Source organism: Thioclava marina (assembly GCF_002020135.1).
Lineage (GTDB): Bacteria > Pseudomonadota > Alphaproteobacteria > Rhodobacterales > Rhodobacteraceae > Thioclava > Thioclava marina.
Window position 1 is genome coordinate 1,837,886 of sequence record NZ_MPZS01000001.1, and the last position, 14,249, is coordinate 1,852,134.

13 protein-coding genes are annotated in these 14,249 nt (G+C 61.4%); 6 read left to right on the forward strand and 7 right to left on the reverse strand.

Features of this window, described 5'->3' with window-relative positions:
* Window positions 1-35: 35 nt before the first annotated feature.
* Complete coding sequence (locus BMG00_RS08895; protein ID WP_078526545.1) at window positions 36-2,303, reverse strand: NADP-dependent malic enzyme; 2,268 nt, start codon at window positions 2,301-2,303, stop codon at window positions 36-38.
* 117 nt (window positions 2,304-2,420) lie between these two features.
* Between BMG00_RS08895 and mutS the strand changes: the two genes are divergently transcribed.
* Window positions 2,421-5,066 carry a DNA mismatch repair protein MutS gene (gene mutS, locus BMG00_RS08900; RefSeq protein ID WP_078574063.1) on the forward strand — a complete coding sequence of 882 codons (2,646 nt, stop codon included), beginning with the start codon at window positions 2,421-2,423 and terminating at the stop codon, window positions 5,064-5,066.
* 58 nt (window positions 5,067-5,124) lie between these two features.
* Here mutS and BMG00_RS08905 read toward each other — a convergent pair whose 3' ends face one another.
* Both BMG00_RS08905 and hrcA read right to left on the reverse strand, forming a co-directional pair.
* A complete protein-coding gene (locus BMG00_RS08905) occupies window positions 5,125-5,673 on the reverse strand; it encodes a nucleotide exchange factor GrpE (RefSeq protein ID WP_078574064.1) in 549 nt (182 codons plus the stop codon).
* A gap of 5 nt (window positions 5,674-5,678) precedes the next feature.
* The gene (gene hrcA, locus BMG00_RS08910) at window positions 5,679-6,740 is read right to left on the reverse strand and encodes a heat-inducible transcriptional repressor HrcA (protein WP_078526552.1); all 1,062 of its coding nucleotides are present in this window, start codon (window positions 6,738-6,740) and stop codon (window positions 5,679-5,681) included.
* A 120-nt stretch (window positions 6,741-6,860) separates the two neighbouring features.
* On the opposite strand from hrcA, the gene rph reads away from it, so the two are divergent.
* From rph to BMG00_RS08935, 5 genes are read left to right on the forward strand one after another with little or no spacing between them, the layout of a single operon-like run.
* Window positions 6,861-7,574 (forward strand): ribonuclease PH, encoded by a 714-nt coding sequence (gene rph, locus BMG00_RS08915; RefSeq protein ID WP_078526554.1) that lies wholly within the window; start codon window positions 6,861-6,863, stop codon window positions 7,572-7,574.
* Window positions 7,571-8,179: an RdgB/HAM1 family non-canonical purine NTP pyrophosphatase gene (gene rdgB, locus BMG00_RS08920; protein ID WP_078574065.1), complete on the forward strand. Its 609-nt coding sequence runs from the start codon at window positions 7,571-7,573 to the stop codon at window positions 8,177-8,179. Before rph ends, rdgB begins: the two co-directional genes overlap by 4 nt.
* Before the next feature lies 1 nt (window position 8,180).
* Window positions 8,181-8,564, forward strand: a complete 384-nt coding sequence (locus BMG00_RS08925) for a RidA family protein (protein ID WP_078574066.1) — start codon at window positions 8,181-8,183, stop codon at window positions 8,562-8,564.
* Window positions 8,564-9,718, forward strand: a complete 1,155-nt coding sequence (hemW, locus tag BMG00_RS08930; protein WP_078574282.1) for a radical SAM family heme chaperone HemW — start codon at window positions 8,564-8,566, stop codon at window positions 9,716-9,718. The genes BMG00_RS08925 and hemW overlap by 1 nt, the downstream gene beginning before the upstream one ends.
* Entirely contained in the window at window positions 9,718-10,071 is a 354-nt protein-coding gene (locus tag BMG00_RS08935; RefSeq protein WP_078574067.1) for a YbaN family protein, read from the forward strand. The genes hemW and BMG00_RS08935 overlap by 1 nt, the downstream gene beginning before the upstream one ends.
* On the opposite strand, the gene BMG00_RS08940 is transcribed toward BMG00_RS08935, so the two are convergent.
* The 4 genes from BMG00_RS08940 to mnmG are packed head-to-tail and all read right to left on the reverse strand — an operon-like array spanning window position 10,072 to window position 14,241.
* The gene (locus tag BMG00_RS08940; protein ID WP_078574068.1) at window positions 10,072-10,953 is read right to left on the reverse strand and encodes a ParB/RepB/Spo0J family partition protein; all 882 of its coding nucleotides are present in this window, start codon (window positions 10,951-10,953) and stop codon (window positions 10,072-10,074) included.
* A gap of 3 nt (window positions 10,954-10,956) precedes the next feature.
* Window positions 10,957-11,772: a ParA family protein gene (locus BMG00_RS08945; RefSeq protein WP_078574069.1), complete on the reverse strand. Its 816-nt coding sequence runs from the start codon at window positions 11,770-11,772 to the stop codon at window positions 10,957-10,959.
* Window positions 11,765-12,382, reverse strand: coding sequence for a 16S rRNA (guanine(527)-N(7))-methyltransferase RsmG (gene rsmG, locus BMG00_RS08950; RefSeq protein WP_078574070.1), 618 nt, complete (start codon window positions 12,380-12,382; stop codon window positions 11,765-11,767). The genes BMG00_RS08945 and rsmG overlap by 8 nt, the downstream gene beginning before the upstream one ends.
* Window positions 12,379-14,241, reverse strand: coding sequence for a tRNA uridine-5-carboxymethylaminomethyl(34) synthesis enzyme MnmG (gene mnmG, locus BMG00_RS08955; RefSeq protein WP_078574071.1), 1,863 nt, complete (start codon window positions 14,239-14,241; stop codon window positions 12,379-12,381). The genes rsmG and mnmG overlap by 4 nt, the downstream gene beginning before the upstream one ends.
* Window positions 14,242-14,249: the final 8 nt, after the last annotated feature.

Below are 14,249 nucleotides of genomic sequence, written 5' to 3' on the forward strand. Positions count from 1 at the left end.
TAGCGCAGCGGGGCAGAGCCCCTCCCCGGCCCGGATCAATCCTTCAGGCAGAGCTTGCACGACGCCAGCGCCGCCATGTTCAGGATATCGTTCACCGTCGAGGAGGTGGAACAAAGCTGGATCGCGTGGCTCGTCCCGGTCAGGATCGGCCCGATCACCGTGGCTCCCGCCATCTCCTGCATCAGCTTGACCGAGATCGAGGCCGAGTGGCGCGCCGGCACGACGAGAATATTCGCCGGGCCCGTCAGACGGCAGAACGGATAGTTCTTCATCTGCTCCATGTTCAGCGCCACATCGACGGTCATCTCGCCATCATATTCGAAATCCGCCCCGCGCTCGTCGAGCACTTTCGGCGCGACATGCATTTTCGTGGCACGCTCCGACACCGGATAGCCGAAGGTCGAGAAAGAGCAGAAAGCCACCCGCGGTTCAAGACCCAGGCCCCGTGCGACATGAGCGCCCGCCGTCGCGATATCGGCCAGATCGTGTTCATCGGGCCATTCATGCACCAGCGTATCGCCGATCAGCACGACCCGGCCCTTGTTCAGGACCGCGGTGATACCGACAGCCCCGTCCGAGGGCTTGGCATCGACCACCTTGTTGATCAGTTCCAGCACATGGGCCGATTTCCGCGTGGCCCCCGTGACCATCCCGTCGCCATGGCCATGCACCAGCATCAGCGCGGCAAAGACATGCCGGTCGCGCGTGGCGAGTTTGTGGGCGTCTTCCTTGTCGACGCCCTGACGTTGCAGGCGCGAATAAAGGAAGTCCTTGTAAGTCTCGATATGCTTGGAATTGGCCGCGTTGACGACACGCAACTCGCGATAGGCATCGCCGAGCCCCGCCGCTTCGAGCTTTTCCTTGACGTCCTGCTCCCGGCCCACGACCAGAGCCTGCCCCATGCCCGAGCGCTGATAGGCGACGGCAGCGCGAAGGACGCGCGGATCGTCACCTTCCGCAAAGATCATCTTCGCCTGCGCCTGACGGGCACGGCTATGGATGCCTTGCAGGATCGAGGCGGTCGGGTCCATGCGGGCTTTCAGGCTTTGCGCATAGCCCTCCATGTCGATGATCGGGCGGCGGGCCACGCCGGTATCCATCCCCGCTTTCGCCACCGCCGGCGGAATCACGTGGATCAGGCGCGGGTCGAAGGGCGTCGGGATGATGTAGTCACGGCCGAAGCTCAACTTGCGGCCATAAGCCATCGCGACCTCGTCGGGCACATCCTCGCGGGCAAGTTCGGCCAGCGCATTGGCGCAGGCGATCTTCATCTCGTCATTGATCGCGCGGGCATGGATATCGAGCGCGCCGCGGAACAGGTAGGGAAAGCCCAGGACGTTGTTCACCTGGTTGGGGTAATCCGAACGCCCCGTCGCCACGATCGCATCGGGGCGCACGGCATGGGCCTCTTCCGGCGTGATCTCGGGATCAGGGTTCGCCATCGCGAAAATCACCGGATTGTCGGCCATCGCCTCGACCATCTCGGGCGTCACGGCACCCTTCGCGGAGACGCCCAGGAACACGTCGGCGCCAACCATCGCCTCTTCCAGCGTGCGCGCCTCGGTCACCGCCGCATGGGCCGATTTCCATTGGTTCATGCCTTCGGTGCGGCCTTGATAGATCACGCCCTTGGTGTCGCACATGATGCAATTGTCGTGCTTCGCACCCATCGCCTTCACGAGTTCCAGACAGGCGATCCCGGCCGCGCCCGCGCCATTGAGCACGATCTTGCAGTCCTCGATCTTCTTGCCCGACAGCTCCAGCGCGTTGATGAGACCGGCCGCGCAGATCACCGCGGTGCCGTGCTGGTCATCATGGAACACCGGAATGTCCATGATTTCCTTGAGCCGCTGCTCGATGATGAAGCACTCCGGCGCCTTGATATCCTCGAGGTTGATCCCCCCGAAGGTCGGCCCCATCAGTTTCACCGCGTTGATGATCTCGTCGGCATCCTCGGTATCAAGCTCGATATCGATCGCGTTCACATCCGCGAAACGCTTGAAGAGAACCGCCTTGCCTTCCATCACCGGTTTCGACGCCAGCGCGCCGAGATTGCCCAGCCCGAGAATAGCCGACCCGTTCGATATCACCGCAACCATGTTGCCCTTGACCGTGTAGTCATAGGCCAGCTCGGGGTTCTCCGCGATCGCCTCGACCGGAACGGCGACGCCCGGGCTATAGGCCAGCGAAAGATCGCGCTGTGACGTCATCGGTTTCGAGGCCGTGATGTCGTATTTTCCCGGATGCGGGTCGAGGTGATAAGCCAGCGCCTCTTCGGGCGTGATACGGTTCTTGGTGGGCATTGGGCCGGTGCTCCTCCTGCAGTCCGCCCCTCTTAACGTCCCGTGAACGTCCACTCAACGGAATTGCGCCCGAATCCGGGGTTTTGTAGGGTCGCCCGACAGCGATTTGGGGGGCACATGGCCAAGCCGACCGTCACACCGATGATGGAGCAATATCTGGGGATCAAGGAGGCCAATCCGGGCGCGCTCCTGTTTTACCGGATGGGCGACTTCTACGAGATGTTCTTTCAGGATGCGGTCGATGCGGCGGCCGCCCTCGATATCGCCCTGACTAAGCGCGGCCAGCATCTGGGCGAGGATATCGCGATGTGCGGCGTGCCGGTTCACGCCGCCGAGGGCTACCTGCTGACCCTGATCCGCAAGGGCTTCCGCGTCGCGATCGCCGAACAGATGGAAGATCCGGCCGAGGCGAAGAAGCGGGGCTCGAAATCGGTCGTGAAGCGCGACGTGGTGCGGTTGGTGACCCCCGGCACGCTGACCGAGGAAAGCCTGCTCGAAGCACGCCGCCACAACTTCCTCGCCGCCTGGGCAGAGGTCCGCGACGAGGCCGCGCTGGCTTGGGTCGATATCTCCACGGGCGAGTTTCGCGTAACACCCTGCCCGCTGTCGCGACTGGGACCCGAGCTTGCGCGCCTCGCCCCGCGCGAAGTGCTTGTCAGCGATGCGAAAGAGGCGGATTGCGCTGAAATAGTATCTGATATGCGCGCCGCGATGACCCCACTTTCGCGCGCGAGCTTCGACAGTCAGGCCGCCGAGACGCGGCTGCAAACGCTCTATTCCGTCGGCTCGCTCGACGCTTTCGGCAGTTTTACCCGCGCCGAAATGGCGGCGATGGGCGCGATCGTCGATTACCTCGAGATCACCCAGAAAGGGAAACTTCCCCTGCTGCGCCGCCCGATCCACGAGGAAAGCGGCGCCGCGATGCAGATCGACGCCGCGACCCGGCGCAATCTGGAACTGACGCAGGCCTTGTCTGGCGGGCGCGACGGCTCACTTCTCAACGCGATCGACCGCACCGTGACTGCTGGCGGTGCGCGACTGCTCGAACGGCGTCTGTCCGCGCCTTCCCGCAAGCTCTCGGAAATCCACGCCCGTCACGATGCCGTCCGCTTCCTGCTCGAAGCGACCCGTTTCGCCGAGGATCTGCGCGCCGATCTCAAACGCTGCCCCGACATGGACCGCGCCCTGTCGCGCCTCGCGCTCGATCGGGGCGGCCCGCGTGACATGGCCGCGATCCGCAATGGTCTGGAACAGGCCGAACGGATCGCCGGGGCGCTTGGCTCGGTCGATGCACCGGATCTTCTCTCCGGTGTGGCCAAGGCATTGGTCGGCCATGAAAGCCTGACCGCGCTTCTCGATGCGGCCCTGATCGCCGAACCGCCGCTGCTCGCGCGCGACGGCGGCTTCATCGCCGCTGGCTATGACGACGAGCTCGATCAAACCCGACAGCTGCGCGACGAAGGCCGCGGCGTGATCGCGAAAATGCAGGCCGACTATATCGAGGCCACGGGGATCAATTCGCTCAAGATTAAGCACAACAATGTTTTGGGCTATTTCATCGAAACCACGGCCACCCATGCCGAGAAGATGCTTGCTCCTCCGCTGTCAGAGCGCTTCATCCATCGCCAGACCACCGCGAACCAGGTGCGTTTCACGACCGTCGAACTGAGCGAGATCGAGACCCGCATCCTGAACGCGGGCAACCACGCGCTCGAGATCGAAAAAAGGCTCTATTCCAGCCTCAAAAGCGCCATTCTGGATCACGCCGGCCCGATCAACGAAGCCTCGCGCGCCCTGGCCGAGATTGACCTTGCAACTGCCTTTGCGACGCTCGCGCGGGCCGAGGACTGGGCAGAACCACAAGTCGATGACAGCCGCGCCTTCGTCATCGAGGGCGGACGCCATCCGGTCGTCGAAGCCTCGCTGAAGAGGTCCGGCGAGCCCTTCATTGCCAATGACTGCGAACTAACCGAAGGCACGACGCCCGCGATCTGGCTGCTCACCGGTCCGAACATGGCCGGTAAATCGACCTTCTTGCGCCAGAACGCCCTGATTGCGCTCCTCGCACAGGCCGGCAGCTTCGTTCCGGCGAAATCCGCGCATATCGGCCTCGTCTCGCAGCTCTTCAGCCGCGTCGGCGCGGCGGACGATCTCGCGCGCGGGCGCTCGACCTTCATGGTGGAAATGGTGGAAACCGCCGCGATCCTGAATCAGGCGGATGACCGCGCCCTCGTCATCCTCGACGAAATCGGCCGCGGAACAGCCACCTATGACGGGCTCTCGATCGCCTGGGCAGTGATGGAACATCTGCACGGCGCGAACCGTTGCCGCGCGCTTTTCGCCACCCATTACCATGAGATGACCGCGCTTTCGGCCAAGCTCGACGGTGTGGAGAACGCCACCGTCGCGGTGAAGGAATGGGAAGGCGAGGTGATCTTCCTCCACGAGGTCCGCAAAGGCGCCGCCGATCGTTCCTATGGGGTTCAGGTCGCCCGCCTCGCGGGCCTGCCTAATTCCGTCGTGGAGCGTGCCCGCGTGGTGCTCGATGCGCTGGAAAAAGGCGAGCGTGAAGGGGGCGGCAAGAAACAGGCGGTGATTGATGATCTGCCGTTGTTTTCAGTCTCTAATTCACCGCAGCCGGCACCAAAGCCGCAAGGCAATACAGAGCTCGAAGAGCGGCTGAAAACGCTGATTCCCGATGACATGACGCCCAAGGAAGCGCTCGACGCTCTTTACGAGTTGCGCGCCCTTCTCAAGGAGTGATCTTCATCTTGCGAAAAATACCTCGGGGGTCTGGGGGCAGCGCCCCCAGCCTATCCGATCAGCTCTTCGGCGTGGAGCTCACGCCCACTTTCGCCGGCCGCAGCAGCCGGTCGTGGATCATGAACCCGTTTTCCATGACCTGAATAATATCTCCGGCCTTTGTGCCGGGCACCGGTGCTTCGAACATCGCCTCATGCATTTGCGGGTCGAATTTCTCGCCCAGCTCGGGCTTGACGGCGGTGATGCCGTGGCGTCCGAAAACATTCAGAAGCTCGCGCTGTGTCAGCTCGACACCTTCGACGAGCGCGCCTGCTTGGGCACGCACCTCTTCATTCGCTGCCTCCAAGGCCCGCGAGAGCGCGTCGAACACCGGCAGCATGTCACGTGCGAGGCGCGTGCCCCCGTAGTTCGAGGCCTCCTGACGTTCCTTGTCCGCCCGCTTGCGCGCATTCTCGGCATCGGCCAGCGCGCGCATGAATCGGTCGCGAAATTCGTCACGCTCGGCCCGCAACGCCTCGAACTCATCAGCCTCTTCGGCCATCACATCTTCGAACGTCTCGTCAATCTGCGCCTGATCTTCGGCAATCTCGTCTTTCTTCTCGCTCATGCCATTCACCCTTTGCCCTGGCCGGAAATCATCCGCCCGACCAGTTGCGCTGTGTAATCCACGATCGGCACGATCCGCCCGTAATTGAGCCGCGTGGGCCCGATCACACCGACCGCACCGATGATCTTTCGGTCAGCGTTCATATATGGAGAGACCACCAAAGAGGAACCCGAAAGAGAGAAAAGTTTGTTCTCCGAGCCAATAAAAATGCGCACGCCTTCGCCATCTTCGGCCAGATCGAGGAATTCGGCAATGTCGCGTTTGCGTTCGAGGTCATCGAAGAGCGAGCGAATGCGGTCGAGATCGTCCTCCGAGCCCAGCAAATTCGCCCGTCCGCGTACGATCAGTCGCTCGTAGCTCTCGCCCTTGTTCTCCCAGGCGGCCAGGCCGCTGTCGATCAGTGCTGTCGCGAGCGAATCGATCTCGGAACGGTGCTTGGCGATTTCGCGCTGGATATGGCCGCGCAGCTCCGAAAGTGTGCGCCCCTCGGCCATCGCATTCAGGAAATTCGCGGCCTCGCGCATCGAGGACGGTGTCTGACCGATCGGGGGTGTGAAAACCCGGTTCTCGACCTGCCCATCGGCGAAGACCAACACGACCAGTGCCCGATCGGGCGCGAGCGAGACGAACTCGATATGCCGGATCGGCGCTTCGTGTTTTGGCGCGAGCACGAGGCTCGCCCCTTGCGTCATCCCCGAAAGCGCGTTCGACACGCGATCCAGCAAAGACCCTACATCGCCGGAATTCGCGCCCATCGTCGCATCGAGCGCGGCGCGGTCCTCATCTCCGAGATGGTTCACCTCCATCACCCCGTCGACGAAAAGCCGCAGCCCCATCTGCGTCGGAATCCGCCCCGCCGAGACATGCGGACTGTCAAGAAGCCCGAGATATTCGAGATCCTGCATCACGTTGCGGATCGTCGCCGCCGAGAGCTTCTCGCTCATCGCGCGCGTCAGCGTGCGCGAACCGACCGGGTCGCCGGTCGACAGATAGCCCTCGACCACCCGGCGAAACACTTCGCGGGAGCGGTCGTTCAATTCGGAGAGAATGTTGTTCTGTTCACTCATCGCGCTTCATCCATGTTGAATTAAAGCTGCGTGAAGCCGGAGGTCAATCGCGGCAGAGGGGTTGCATCGCATCTCCGGCACGATCAAATGAGGCCGTAACCACGAAGAGAGGACCACACCATGCGCCCTTCCGGCAGAGAGTTAAGTGAACTTCGCCCGATTTCAATCGAGACTGGTGTGACGAAACACGCTGAAGGCTCGTGCCTGATCAAGATGGGCGACACCCATGTGCTGTGCACGGCGACGATCGAGGATCGTGCGCCTTCATTCCTGAAGGGCTCGGGCCTTGGCTGGGTGACGGCGGAATACGGGATGCTGCCGCGCGCGACCAACACCCGAAACCGCCGTGAAGCGGCTGCGGGTAAGCAAGGCGGCAGAACCGTCGAAATTCAACGCCTTATCGGTCGTGCACTGCGCGCTGGCGTCGATCGTTCCGCGCTGGGTGAGCGTCAGATCGTCGTCGATTGCGATGTGATCCAGGCTGATGGCGGCACGCGCTGCGCCTCGATCACCGGCGGTTGGGTCGCCCTGCGTCTGGCGGTGAACAAGCTGCTGAAGACCGGCGCCTGCACTTCCGATCCGCTGATGGACCATGTCGCGGCGATTTCCTGCGGCATCTATGCGGGCCAGCCCGTCGCCGATCTCGATTATGCCGAGGATAGCGAAGCGGGCACGGACGGGAATTTCATCATGACCGGCGCGGGCAAACTGATCGAAGTACAGATGTCGGCCGAGGGCGCGACTTTTTCGCGCGATCAGATGACCAGGCTGCTCGATCTGGCCGAGGCAGGTGTCGCCCAGCTCGTGACCGCACAAAAGGCCGCTACCGCATGAGGGCCTTCACCGACAAGAAACTGCTGGTCGCCACGCATAACGCGGGCAAGCTCGAGGAGATCAAGGCGATCCTCGAGCCCTTCGGCATCGAGGTTGTCGGCGCGAAGGAGATGAACCTCCCCGAGCCCGAAGAGACCGAGAGCACCTTCGTCGGCAATGCCCGGATCAAGGCCCATGCCGCGGCGAATGCGACCGGCCTGCCCGCTTTGGCCGATGATTCCGGGATCGAGGTCGATTGCCTGAACGGCGCGCCGGGCGTTTACACCGCCGATTGGGCGACCACGCCGACCGGGCGCGACTTTACCATGGCGATGGAAAAGACCTGGAAAGCTTGCGACGAGATCGCTGCGCCCGCGCCGCGCACCGCCCGGTTCCGCGCGACGCTCGTTCTTGCCTGGCCGGACGGGCACGATGCAGTGTTCGAAGGCCGCGTTGAAGGTCAGCTCGTCTGGCCGATGCGCGGCAAGCTTGGTCATGGCTACGATCCGATGTTCCAGCCCGACGGTTACGACCTGACTTTCGCCGAGATGGACGCCGAGCAGAAGAACGAGATCTCGCATCGCGCAGATGCTTTCCGCAAATTCGTGAAAATTTTCGAGGCCTGACATGTCCAAGCGGCAAAATATCTCGGGCGGTTCGCCCTATGAGCCGAAACTCGGCTATTCGCGCGCCGTCGTTCAAGGCGACTGGTGCTTCGTTGCGGGCACCACTGGCGCGGACCCGGAAACCAAGGTTCTCCCCGATTCCGTGCTGGAACAGGCTCGAAATACACTCGCGACGATCCGCGGCGTGCTGGAAAAGGCGGGCTTTTCGATGAGCGATGTCGTCCGGGCGAATTACATCATCACCGACCCGTCCTACGTGGAAGAGATCATCCCCGCGCTCGGCGATGCATTCGGTGAGATCCGCCCCGCCGCCACGATGATCGTCGCTGGTCTGGTGAACCCCGCGATGAAGGTCGAGATCGAAGTCACGGCTTTCCGCGGATGATCGAAGATTGGCGGCATGGGGGCTTTGGCCTCTATCTTCACTGGCCGTTCTGTGCCGCCAAATGCCCCTATTGCGACTTCAATTCGCATGTCGCGACCACGATTGACCAGAAACGCTGGCAATCTGCCTACCTGACCGAAATCGACCGCGCCGCACGGGAAACCGAAGGCCGAATTCTGAACACGGTCTTCTTCGGTGGGGGCACGCCCTCGCTGATGGATCCCGATCTTGTCGCCGCGATCCTCGACAGGATCCGCGCCTCCTGGCCACTTTCGAACGATCTCGAAATAACCCTTGAGGCAAACCCCACAAGTATCGATTCAGGCAAGTTTAGAGCCTTTTCCGAGGCTGGCGTGAACCGGATTTCGATGGGGATGCAGGCGTTGAATGATGACGATCTCCGTCGTCTCGGGCGAATGCACTCGGTGGCCGAGGGACGCCGCGCGTTCGATATTGCACGCAACCAGTTCGACCGCGTCAGCTTCGACCTGATCTATGCGCGCCAGCATCAAACGCCCGATGCCTGGGGCGCGGAATTGAACGAAGCACTGAGCATGGCGATCGACCACCTGTCGCTCTATCAGCTGACGATCGAACCTGGCACGGTTTTCGGTGCTCGTCACGATTTGGGCAAGCTTCCCGGGCTGCCACAGGACGAAAGCGCGGCGGATATGTATTTTCTGACGCAGGAAATCTGTGAAAAGCACGGTTTTCCAGCCTATGAGACCTCTAATCACGCGCATTCGGGCGCGGAAAGTCGGCACAATCTGATCTATTGGCGCTATGGCGACTATGTCGGGATCGGCCCGGGTGCCCACGGGCGGCTAACGATAGACGGTCGCCGCCACGCGACCGAAACGCCGAAAGCGCCTGGTGAGTGGCTCAAACGAGTCGAAGAAACAGGGAGCGGCGAAAACACGCGGGAAGCGCTGGATGACGCGGAGCAGGCGATCGAGTATCTTCTGTTTTCGATGCGACTGTCCGAGGGGCTTGAAATGGCGAGGTTCGAGCAGATTTCCGGCGCTCCGCTTGACCCGGATGCTATCGCTCATCTCGAAGAAATCGGCATGATTACGCAGCAACAGGGTCGAATTTGTGCGACAAAGGATGGCCGACCGGTTCTCAACGCCATCATTCGGGAGCTGATGCCCTGATGCGCATCCTCTGGCTCATCCTTGGCATGGTTTCTTTCGCGATTGGAGTGATCGGGATATTTCTTCCACTCTTACCGACCGTGCCGCTGATGCTGCTTGCGGCTTTCTTCTTCGGCAAATCCTCCGAGCGGCTGCACCAATGGCTGATCACCCACCCGCGCTTCGGACCTTCCATCCAAGATTGGCAAGAGCGCCGCGCGATCTCGAAGCGCGCCAAGATTGCGGCGTCGATCTCGATTGCGGCAGCTTTCGCCATTTCGGTGGTGATTGGATTGAAGCCGATGCTTTTGGCGATTCAGGCGGCGACTCTCATCGCCGTCTCCATCTTCATCTGGACGCGGCCGAATAGCTGATCAATGGCCACCGCTGAGGAGTTGGCACAGCCGATCGAGCTCCTCAAGATCGTCATATGACACCACCAGCTTGCCTGAGCCGTTGCTGCTGTGTTCGATTGCGACCTTCATCCCGATTGTCGCCGAAAGATCCCCTTCCAGCGCCCGCGTGTCCGCATCCTTCTGAGGCTTCGGTCGCGGAGCGCGCTCCGGCGTCTCAGCTTTCTTTGCCAAACGCTCGACGTCGCGCACCGACAGCGATTTCGTCACAGCCTGGCGCGCGAGCGCGACCGGATCGGGCGCGGTGATCATTGCCCGCGCATGTCCGGCCGAAAGTTTGCCCTCGCGCAGATACGTCTGCACTTCTTCGGGCAATTGCAGGAGACGCATCAGGTTCGCGATATGGCTGCGACTCTTCGAGAGCGCCTCGGCTAGCTTCTCTTGTGTATGGCCGAACCGCGACATCAACTGCTTGTAGGCAAGCGCCTCTTCCAACGGATTGAGATCGGCGCGCTGAATGTTCTCGATGATCGCGACTTCGAGCACTTCGGTGTCATTGAACTCGCGCAGGATGATCGGCAGCTCATGCACTTTGGCCATCTGAGCCGCGCGCCAACGACGTTCGCCGGCAACGATCTCGAAATGATCCGGCTTCGACGGGTGCTTGCGAACGATCAGCGGCTGAATGACGCCCTTCTCGCGAATCGAAGCCGCCAGCTCTTCCAGCGCTCCGGGTTCGAAATCGCGGCGCGGCTGGTCAGGATTGGGTTCGATCCGCTCGACCGGCACATATTGCTCGGCGCGACGCGGCGCAGCGCTCGGCTCGCGCGGATTGAGATCGACATCGGCCATAAGCGCCGACAGACCACGCCCGAGACCCCGTTTTTCGCGCTTTTCCGCCATGGATCATGCTCCCTTTTTCACTGCCGCATGGCGCGAGATCAGCTCATTCGCCAAAGCGCGATACGCAACCGCCCCGCGCGACGCGGTGTCATAGCTGAGCACCGGCATCGCGTAAGATGGCGCTTCGGATACCCGCACGTTACGCGGAATCATCGTCCGAAACACCAACTCTCCCAACGTCGCGCGCGCATCCGCCTCCACCTGCTGCGAGAGGTTGTTGCGCACATCATACATCGTCAACACGATGCCCTCGATCCGCAGGCTGCGATTGGCGCTTTGCCGGATCTCACGGATCGTCAGCATCAGCTGCGAAAGACCTTCGAGTGCGAAAAACTCTGCCTGGAGGGGCACCAGAACCGAATGCGCCGCGACCATCGCGTTAACCGTCAGGAGACTGAGCGACGGCGGGCAGTCAATCAAGATGTAGTCGAATTCATACGTATCAACATCAGGATGTCGTAGGGCATCGTGAAGAAGATAGCTGCGCTTCTCGGTCGAGACGAGCTCCATATCCGCAGAAGACAGGTCGGTTGTGGCCGGACACAGGTAGAGCCCCTCGATCTCGGTTTTATGCAGAACAGCCGAGACCGGCGCGTCTTCGATCAGAAGATCATAGGTCGTCATATCGCGCTGATCGGGTTCGATACCAAGTCCTGTGGAGGCATTTCCCTGCGGATCAAGGTCGATCAGCATCACTTTCCGCCCGGATTCGACAAGCGCGGCCGCCAGATTGATCGCCGTCGTCGTCTTGCCCACCCCACCCTTCTGATTCGCGATCGCTATGATCTTCGGCTCTTTCACGCGAATTGGATCAGACACGCTTGGCTCCGTTTATCTTGAGGACAACACTGTTCGGATCACTCAGGCTTGGGTTCGCCTCGCAATCAAAGGACCAGCTTTCCCGTGCTTGTGCAAGTTCTTCCTGCCAGCGTGCGCCTTTCGGAAAGAGCGCGATCCCATCGTGGCGCAAGTGACGCTCTGCAAATTCCAGAAGCTGTACGAGCGGTGCAAGCGCGCGAGCGGATAGGATTTCGACGCCGAGCGGTTCGATTTCCTCAATTCTTTTGGCCAGAACCCGGGTTTTTAACCCGAGTTCGCGACTCACTGTCGAGAGAAACGCGGATTTACGCAGGTCGGATTCCACGAGAACAATCTCACGCTCGGGCGCTTTCTCTAGCGACAAAACGGCAATAACGAGGCCCGGAAAGCCGCCCCCTGCCCCAAGATCCGCCCAGGATTGTGCTTCTACCGGCGCCAGGTCGAAAAGTTGGGCCGAATCGAGAAAATGTCGCGACCACGTATCTGCCAAGGTTGATTTCGAGACGAGGTTGATCGCCGGATTCCATTTCGCAAGCAGCGCCTCATAGGCTTCAAGCCGCTCCAATGTTTCACGTGAAACATCGAAGCGCTCCGCCTCGATCTGGCTCATGCCGTTCTTTCCCGCTTGGCCTGGCGAAGCTTGGCGAGGATCAGCGTGAGTGCTGCCGGGGTCACGCCGTCCACCCGTCCGGCCTGGCCGAGCGTATGCGGGCGGGCGCGCTCCAGCTTTGCCTTGAGTTCATTCGACAGCCCATTGAGCGCGGAATAGTCGAACCCCTCCGGAATTTCCCAACCCTCGTCACGCTTAAGAGATGCGGCATCAAGCTGCTGGCGCGCAACGTAATTGGCATAAAGCGCATCGATCGAGAGCTGCCCCGCCACATCAGGCGGCAGTTCAGCGAGCTCAGGCAGCGCCTCTTGCAGCTGATCCATCGTGATATCGGGAAAAGACAGAAGGTCGAACGCCGAGCGGCGACTCCCGTCCTGATTGACCTTGAACCCTTTATCCTTCGCAGCCTTCGGCGTGAGGACAATCGACTCCATCAGCTCACGACCCACCGTGAGCCCGTCCATCTTCGCTTCGAAGGCAGTGCGCCGCGCGTCGCCAACACACCCCAAATCGATCCCCATCTGCGTCAGACGCTGATCAGCGTTATCCGCGCGCAGCGTCAGTCGGAACTCGGCCCGCGAGGTGAACATGCGATAGGGTTCGGTCACGCCGCGCGACACGAGATCGTCGATCATCACGCCGATATAGCTTGAGGTCCGGCTGAAATGAACCGGCTCCGCATCGCGGGCGGCAAGCGCCGCATTGAGGCCTGCGACCAAGCCTTGCGCTGCTGCCTCCTCATATCCTGTGGTTCCATTGATCTGACCCGCAAGATATAGACCTGGAAGCGCACGCAGCTGCAAAGAGAGATCGAGCGCACGCGGATCGACGAAATCATATTCGATCGCATACCCGGGCTGGAGAATCCTCGCATCCTCCAGACCGAAGATCGAGTGAACGTAATCCTCCTGAACCTCGACCGGCAGAGAGGTGGAAATCCCGTTCGGATAGATCGTGTCGTCGTCGAGCCCTTCCGGCTCGAGGAAGATCTGGTGCGAGGTCTTCTCGGCAAACCGCACGATCTTGTCCTCGATCGAAGGGCAATAACGCGGCCCTACTCCCGAGATGTGGCCGCCATACATCGCAGAACGATCGAGGTTCGTCCGGATGATCTCATGCGTTTTCTCGTTCGTGTGGGTGATCCCGCAAGCGATCTGCCGCACGGACGGTTTCCGGTTCAGGAAAGAAAACATCACCGGATCATCGTCGCCCGGCTGCGTCTCCAGTCGCGACCAGTCGATCGTTTTCCCATCGAGCCGCGGTGGCGTGCCCGTTTTGAGCCGTCCAAGCGGAAGATCCAGCGACTTCAGCCGCTCTGCCAGAGCGACCGATGGTTTATCGCCGATCCTCCCACCAGCGCGTTTCTGATCCCCGATATGGATGACACCGTTCAGGAACGTCCCGGAGGTCAAAATGGCAGCGCGGCAATCAAGCTGCACGCCATCGGCCAGACTTACACCGGTCACACGGCCGCCTTCGACGCGAAGATCAGTAACCTCCCCCTCGATCACCGTCAGATTCGGTTGAGCTTCGGTCAAACGCTGCGCCGCTTCGCGGTAGAGTTTGCGGTCGGCCTGAGCGCGCGGGCCTTGCACGGCAGGCCCCTTCCGACGGTTCAGCAAGCGAAACTGAATTCCTGCCTCGTCCGCGATCCGCCCCATAACGCCATCCAGCGCGTCAATCTCGCGCACGAGGTGACCCTTGCCTAGCCCGCCAATCGCCGGGTTGCACGACATCACCCCGATCGCATCGGCCCGCAAGGTCACCAGCGCAGTATTCGCGCCCATCCGGGCCGCCGCATGGGCTGCCTCGGTACCGGCGTGCCCGCCGCCAATCACGATGACGTCGTAATGTTTCACGTGAAACA

Bases quoted from the DNA above. Each gene is read 5' to 3' on its own strand.
- BMG00_RS08895 (WP_078526545.1), bottom strand. From the start codon at position 2,303: ATGCCCACCAAGAACCGTATCACGCCCGAAGAGGCGCTGGCTTATCAC.
- mutS (WP_078574063.1), top strand. From the start codon at position 2,421: ATGGCCAAGCCGACCGTCACACCGATGATGGAGCAATATCTGGGGATC.
- BMG00_RS08905 (WP_078574064.1), bottom strand. From the start codon at position 5,673: ATGAGCGAGAAGAAAGACGAGATTGCCGAAGATCAGGCGCAGATTGAC.
- hrcA (WP_078526552.1), bottom strand. From the start codon at position 6,740: ATGAGTGAACAGAACAACATTCTCTCCGAATTGAACGACCGCTCCCGC.
- rph (WP_078526554.1), top strand. From the start codon at position 6,861: ATGCGCCCTTCCGGCAGAGAGTTAAGTGAACTTCGCCCGATTTCAATC.
- rdgB (WP_078574065.1), top strand. From the start codon at position 7,571: ATGAGGGCCTTCACCGACAAGAAACTGCTGGTCGCCACGCATAACGCG.
- BMG00_RS08925 (WP_078574066.1), top strand. From the start codon at position 8,181: ATGTCCAAGCGGCAAAATATCTCGGGCGGTTCGCCCTATGAGCCGAAA.
- BMG00_RS08935 (WP_078574067.1), top strand. From the start codon at position 9,718: ATGCGCATCCTCTGGCTCATCCTTGGCATGGTTTCTTTCGCGATTGGA.
- BMG00_RS08940 (WP_078574068.1), bottom strand. From the start codon at position 10,953: ATGGCGGAAAAGCGCGAAAAACGGGGTCTCGGGCGTGGTCTGTCGGCG.
- rsmG (WP_078574070.1), bottom strand. From the start codon at position 12,382: ATGAGCCAGATCGAGGCGGAGCGCTTCGATGTTTCACGTGAAACATTG.